We start from the raw sequence: 5,989 nt of genomic DNA on the forward strand, positions 1-5,989 counted from the left end.
TAGTCCATCGTCCGGTCGGTCTGGGCCGTCCCGCTGGCGACCACGTCCTCGAGGCCGGGGTCGGTCGCCACGCGCCAGCGGACGGGGACCTCGGTGTCGGTCGGCGGCGTGACGCGCGTCCACAGGATGACGCCGTCCGGCATCGGGTCGCCCGAGGCGACGCCGTGGTAGAACGGACGCAGCTCGGGGTCGAACAGGAGCTGGGCCTCGCCGGAGCCCGTGCGCTGGGGCGCGTCGTAGGCGCGGACGGTGACGTTGATCGGCGGACCCTGGCGGAGGTCCTGGGCGACGGCCGGGAGCGCCACCAGGGCGGCGGCAGCAAGAGTGACGAGGCGCATGGTGTGGCGGGATGAGGGTCCCATCACTCTACTGGCCCGGCCTCGAGGGCGTGTTACGGGGCCGTCACGCGGTTGTCAACGGACCGTGACGCCGGCCGCTCCGGCTCGGCCTCGAGGTCGACGCGCTCCATGACCATCAGCACGCAGTCCCCTTCCTCGTCCTCGAGGACGGCTCGCTGCGTGAACCCGGCCTTCTCGAGCGCCTTCCACGATCCGACGTTGGCCTGGAACGGGCCGGCCGCCGCACGGGCCCACTCGGGGTGGCTCGGGAAGACGACGTCGCGCACGAACGCCCGGATCATGGCCGAGCCGAGCCCGCGTCCTCGATGCTCTTTCCCCACCAAGTAGTCAATGCCGGCCGTCGACTCGACGTCGAGGTGGTCGCGCCAGTACCACGTCTCCTCCTCGAGCAGGTCGGCGGCGGTGTAGCACTGGATCCATCCCATCGGCTCGCCCTCAAGGTCGGCGATCCAGTGCTCGACGGGGTCGCCGTGGCCCGGCCCGTAGTCGCTCACGACGGCCGGCCACGTCACGTCGTCGCCCTCCCACCACTCGACGACGGCGGGGTCGTTGAGCCACAGGTGCATCGTCGGCAGGTCGTCCTCGAGGAGGGGCCGGAAGGTAATCGCGGGCGTGTCCATCGTCGGGCGTCGGCGGGCCGGCATCATACTCACGGGGCCCTGAACGACCTCGAGGGCGCGCACAACTCGAGGGCGCGCACAAAGAGAGGGCGAGCGACCGAAGCCACCCGCCCTCGACGGCCGGAATGCGGGCGCGCGCTAGTTGGCGTCGCCGGACTCCGTCGGGTCCTCGTCGGGCTTGCCCTCGGCCTTCTCGCCCAGCACCGTGTCGATGATGCCGAAGTCCTTGGCCTCCTGGGGGCTCATGAAGTTGTCCCGGTCGGTCGCCTTCTCGATCGTCTCGAGCGGCTGGCCCGTGTGGTGGACCATGACCTCGTGCATCCGGTGCTTGATGTACAAGATCTCCTCGGCCTGGATCTGGATGTCCGACGCCATGCCCTGGCTCCCGCCCGACGGCTGGTGGATCATGATCCGCGAGTTCGGCAACGCCGCGCGCTTGCCGGCCGCACCACCGAGCAAGAACATCGACCCCATCGAGGCCGCGAGGCCGACGCAGATCGTCGCCACTTGGGGCTTGATGAACTGCATCGTGTCGTAGACGGCCATCCCGGAGTAGACGGCGCCGCCGGGGCAGTTGATGTAGATGTTGATGTCCTTCTCGCTGTCCTCGGCCGCCAGGAACAGCAACTGCGCGACGGCGAGGTTGGCCGTCTGGTCGTTGACGGGCGTCCCGAACAGGACGATCCGGTCCTTGAGCAGGCGCGAGAAGATGTCGTAGGACCGCTCGCCGCGAGCCGTCTGCTCGACGACCATCGGGACGAGCGCGTTGATCGGCGCCGCCTGCTGGGGGCCGGAGTAGATGTCGTCGGGGAGCGAGGTCAGGTTCTTGGAGAACGAGACGAAGTCTTGGATTTGGCTCATTAGGAGTCGCCGAGTGTGTCGGAGGGGATCGGCGCTGGCACCCGGCCTCGCGTGCGCGGTTCCGTTTGGGCTCGCAGCGCTCGGGGGAACTGGGGAACGGGAGGTGGGAAACGGCAGACGTCCGCTCCGACCTCGAGGACGGGCGCCGGGGCGCCGGCGCGGTGGACTCGTCCTCGAGGACGCGCTCTCACCTCCGAGGGGCAGAACCCTCGAGGCCGCGACAGGCCCGATGACGCAGTCCGACCTCGAGGACGCGCACCGTACCGGATCGCTCTCGGGGGCGCCCCATAGCCAGCCACCAAGCCATAGCCAGCCACCAAGGAAAGCGGCGCCCTCCCCGCGTGGGGAAAGCGCCGCCGGGTTCGACCTCGAGGCCGAGTCCTACTGCTTCTTGAGGGGCCGGAGGACATGCTTCGCGTCCTCGGCCGCCTTCTTCCTCCGTTTGTCCTCGTTCACTTTCGCCGTCTTCTGACCGGCCTTCTTCTGCGTCGACTTCGGGGACTTGTCACCCATGGGGGGTACCTCGGTTGTGTCCGCCGTCGGAGTGGTGTGGGTCGTACACGCACGCGTGCGTCGCCGAGATCCGAAGGCGCCGCGTCCTCGAGGTCGCCCACAGAACGGCATCGACCTCGAGGACGGCTCGCCAACGACGCGGACAAAAAAGCGGCGCCCTCCCCGCCTGGGAAGGACGCCGCCGGGTTCGACCTCGAGGTCGGACCTACGCGTCGTCGCTGGTCTCCTCGGAGTCATCCGACGGTTCGTCCTCGAATACGCCTTCGGCCGCGGGCTGGAGCGCGACGGGAGCCTCGGCCTGGGCGGCCTCGATCTCGGCACGACGGGCCTCGGCCTCGGCGCGGATCTCGTCCGCCGTCTTCTCGACGACGCTGAAGCGGCCCTCGAGGGCGCCGAACACACGCTGGTTCAAGAGCTGGTCGCCCATCTGCTCCATCAACTGGGGCTGGGCCTCGAAGTACTTCTTGATGAGCTCCGGGTCCGCGCCGTCGCCGGCGAGTTTCTCGAACTCGGCCTCGAAGTCCTCGTTGCTGAGCTCGAGCCCCTCGTCCTCGATGAGGCGGTCCTTGATGAGGAGCCAGCGGACCTGGTCCTCGGCCTGCTGGCGGTTCTGGTCGCGCCAGGCGTCGTAGTCGAAGGTGGGCGGGATCTCGCCCTGGTGCTGCTGGCGGGTCTCCTCGAACATGGTGTCGAGGGCGCCCTCGACGAGCGAGGTCGGGACGGGGACGGCGTCGCGGTGGCCGAGCACGAACTGCTCCGCCATCTTCTGCTCGAGCGCCTGGTTGGCGCGCGCCGCCCACGAGTCCTCGAGCTCCTTGCGGATGGTGCCTTTGAGCTCGTCGAGGTCGTCGGTCTCGCCGTTGGTCTGCGACTTGATGAACTCGGCGTCCACCTCCGGCACGACGCGCTCCAAGACGTCGACGACGGTCAGGGCGTAGCGGTCGGGGTCCTCGCCCTCGACGGGGATGGGCTCGCCGTCGGGTCCGGGCTGGAGCTTGGGGAGTTCGACGGTCGTCTCGCCGCCGATGGCGAGTCCGGTCAGGGCCTCCTTCATCTCGGGACGGAGGTCCGGGTTGGCCATGACCAACCGCGCCGCGTTCTGCTTGACGCCGGTCGCCTCTCCGTCAGCGTCGACGGGCTGGATGTCCACCATCGCGACGTGCGACTCGTCGATGGTCGCGCCCTCGGGGGCGTCCTCCTCGGTCGCAGCGAGGTCCTGACGGCGGCGCAAGTCGGCGTCGACGTCCTCGTCGGTGAACGCGCGGACGACGCGGGTCACGGGCACGCCCGACAGGTCGGCCAGACTGAACTCGGGGCGGATGCCGAACTGGACGGCGGCCTTGAGCGGCTCCTCGGGCTTGTCGAGGTCGAACTCGAGGTCGGTCAGCCGGGGCTGCCCGAGCGGCTCGTACTCGTCGTTGTCGACGATCGTCTCTTGGTACGCCTTCGCGATGGCCTGCTCGGCGACCTCGATGGAGACCTGCGGCCCGACCAGCTTGCGGACCACGTTCATGGGCACCTTGCCGCGGCGGAACCCCTTGAGGTCCATCCGGGCGCGCTCGCGCTTGAGGGCGGCGGTGATCTGGGGCTGGAGGTCCTCGGCGGGGACGGTCACGTCGAGGACGTAGTCCACGTCGTTGATGGATCGGACGTCGGTCTGCATAGGTCGGGCTGGATAGACAGCGTGCGCGGCGCCGATCGGTGGCACCGCGCACGTCAAGACGCCGAAGGTAGGAGCCCGGAGCCCGAGATCGGGTGAGAATGCCGTGAGTCGCGCGCGCGGCGCACGGGTCGACCTACCGAGCCTCGTCGAGCGGGAGCAGCCTCGAGTCCTTCAGCGCGGCCGTGCGATGCCCTGCGCCCTCGAAGTAGCCCGGATCCTGCGAGAACTCGAGGAACGCCCTCGAGGACGGGTACCGGACGAGCAACACCTCGTCCCATCCCTCGGCCGGGCCGATCAAGAATCGGCTCCCCGATCCGCGAACCAGCATCTCGCCGCCGTACCGCGCGACGAACGGCGCCGTGTGCTCGAGATACGTCGCGTAGGCGTCGCGCCCGCCGACCTCGAGGCCGGGGTCGAGATCCGGACACGACGAGTAGTCCGCCGTCTCGCGGAAGCGGAGCAGGTTCAGCATCACGACTGGCGCGTCGAGGTCGCGAGCGAGGAAGGCCGCGATGCCCTCGGGAGCCGGGTCGATGTGTGTGCTCACGTTGTCTCTTCCCCTCGGCTATGCTCAGCGCATGCCTCGAGGACGGGGCTAGAAATCGAGGCCGACGGAGAAGTAGAGCCGCGTCTCGCCGAACTCGCGGCCGTCGAACGGCCAGCCCCAATCGAGGCGGACGGGGTAGCCGAGCACCAACGTTCGCAGCCCGACGCCCGCGCCGATCAGCACGTCGTCCAGCACCTCGCGCTCGATGGGCTCCGTCTCGAGGTCGTCGTCGTCGTCGATCAGGATGGTGCGCCGGACGTTGAGGCCGCCGTCCACGATGAATCCGGCGTCGACGAAGCCGACGGTCTGAATGTTGTAGAGCGGCGCGATCGGGAACGGGCCGGGCAGGAGCGCGGCGACGAGTGGGACGCGGGCCTCGAGGTTGACGAGCGCGAAGCGGTCGCCAGCGGCCTCGTTGAAGCCGAAGCCGCGGGCGGGCAGGACCGGCGTGGCGAAGATGAAGTCGTCCGGACTCTCGACCGGCAGGCTCTCGAACTCGGTCTTGACCCAGTTCTGGACGCCGGCCGCGTAGAACCGCTGGGGGTCCGGGCCGAGGCTGAGCCCGGCCGACCCGCGGAGCGCTAGCCCATAGCCGGGGCCGAGCGACCAGTAGCGGCGCGCGTCGACGAGCGCCGTCCCGAAGAACGCGTTGGGGCCGGTCGCCGCCGAAACGCTGGCCGCGTAGCGCGAGCCCGACCGCGGACCGAGGAACCCCGGCACCGTTCGGTCCTCGGTGTAGGTCACGCGCGGCGTCACAAAGGCACGTGTCCGCGCCCGCTCGCCCAGGTTCGACAGGTCCGCGAGGGCCACGCCCAGCAGCCCGACCTCGAGGTCGAGCCTCCGAAACTTGTCGAGCGGCCGGCGGGCGCTTGCGACGAGTCCGTAGTTGCGGTAGCGGAAGACCGTCCGGTCGTCTGGCGCTCGGAGCTGCCGCGCCAGGTGGTAGCCCTCCAAGGCGTAGTCCGTGCGGCCGGGGCGGTACTCGTAGCTCAGCACGTAGTCCGCGTTTCTCAAGTCGAGGACCAGGTTGGTCGCCAGCCCGATGCGGTGGTTGCCCAGCATGTCCGAGAACAACAGCTGCGTCACGCTCTGGACGCCGTACAGCGTGTTGTAGCTACCGGCGGCGTAGACGAAGTCGCGCGTGAACCGGAGCTTGTAGGGCCGGGCTAAGAGCGCGCCGGTCGAGTCGCGGTTGAGCGCCGGGCGGAACGGGTCTTCCACGACCTCGAGGCTGGCCGTCTCGCCTTCGTCGAACGCGTCCGAGAACCGGTAGTCGCGGACGTCGATGCGGGGACCGCGCTCGGGCGCCGTCGGGTCGAGGGCCAAAGTGTCGCGCGAGGCGAGCAGGCCGGGCGGGGGGCCGAGCGACGCCAGAATCGAGTCGGCCAGGGCGAGTTCGTCGGCCGTCGGGGGGCCGGCGCGGCGG

At 69.6% G+C, this 5,989-nt stretch carries 7 protein-coding genes; all 7 read right to left on the reverse strand.

The window, feature by feature from the left end:
• Positions 1–338: PhoD-like phosphatase N-terminal domain-containing protein (locus WBA11_RS13270; RefSeq protein WP_424521150.1), on the reverse strand; the 338-nt coding region annotated here is incomplete at its 3' end.
• Positions 339–391: 53 nt separating this feature from the next.
• The gene (locus tag WBA11_RS13275) at positions 392–1,006 is read right to left on the reverse strand and encodes a GNAT family N-acetyltransferase (protein ID WP_424521151.1); all 615 of its coding nucleotides are present in this window, start codon (positions 1,004–1,006) and stop codon (positions 392–394) included.
• 111 nt (positions 1,007–1,117) lie between these two features.
• Positions 1,118–1,840 (reverse strand): ATP-dependent Clp endopeptidase proteolytic subunit ClpP, encoded by a 723-nt coding sequence (gene clpP, locus WBA11_RS13280; RefSeq protein ID WP_424521152.1) that lies wholly within the window; start codon positions 1,838–1,840, stop codon positions 1,118–1,120.
• A gap of 381 nt (positions 1,841–2,221) precedes the next feature.
• On the reverse strand, positions 2,222–2,353 hold the full coding sequence (locus tag WBA11_RS13285; RefSeq protein WP_424521153.1) for a hypothetical protein: 132 nt from the start codon (positions 2,351–2,353) through the stop codon (positions 2,222–2,224).
• A 205-nt stretch (positions 2,354–2,558) separates the two neighbouring features.
• Entirely contained in the window at positions 2,559–4,016 is a 1,458-nt protein-coding gene (gene tig / locus WBA11_RS13290) for a trigger factor (RefSeq protein ID WP_424521154.1), read from the reverse strand.
• A gap of 133 nt (positions 4,017–4,149) precedes the next feature.
• Positions 4,150–4,563 (reverse strand): DUF1330 domain-containing protein, encoded by a 414-nt coding sequence (locus tag WBA11_RS13295; RefSeq protein WP_424521155.1) that lies wholly within the window; start codon positions 4,561–4,563, stop codon positions 4,150–4,152.
• A gap of 48 nt (positions 4,564–4,611) precedes the next feature.
• On the reverse strand, positions 4,612–5,989 hold a 1,378-nt coding region (locus WBA11_RS13300), incomplete at its 5' end, for a BamA/TamA family outer membrane protein (RefSeq protein WP_424521156.1).

Origin of the sequence: Rubrivirga sp., assembly GCF_049648075.1 — a bacterium.
Classification (GTDB): Bacteria; Bacteroidota; Rhodothermia; order Rhodothermales; family Rubricoccaceae; genus Rubrivirga.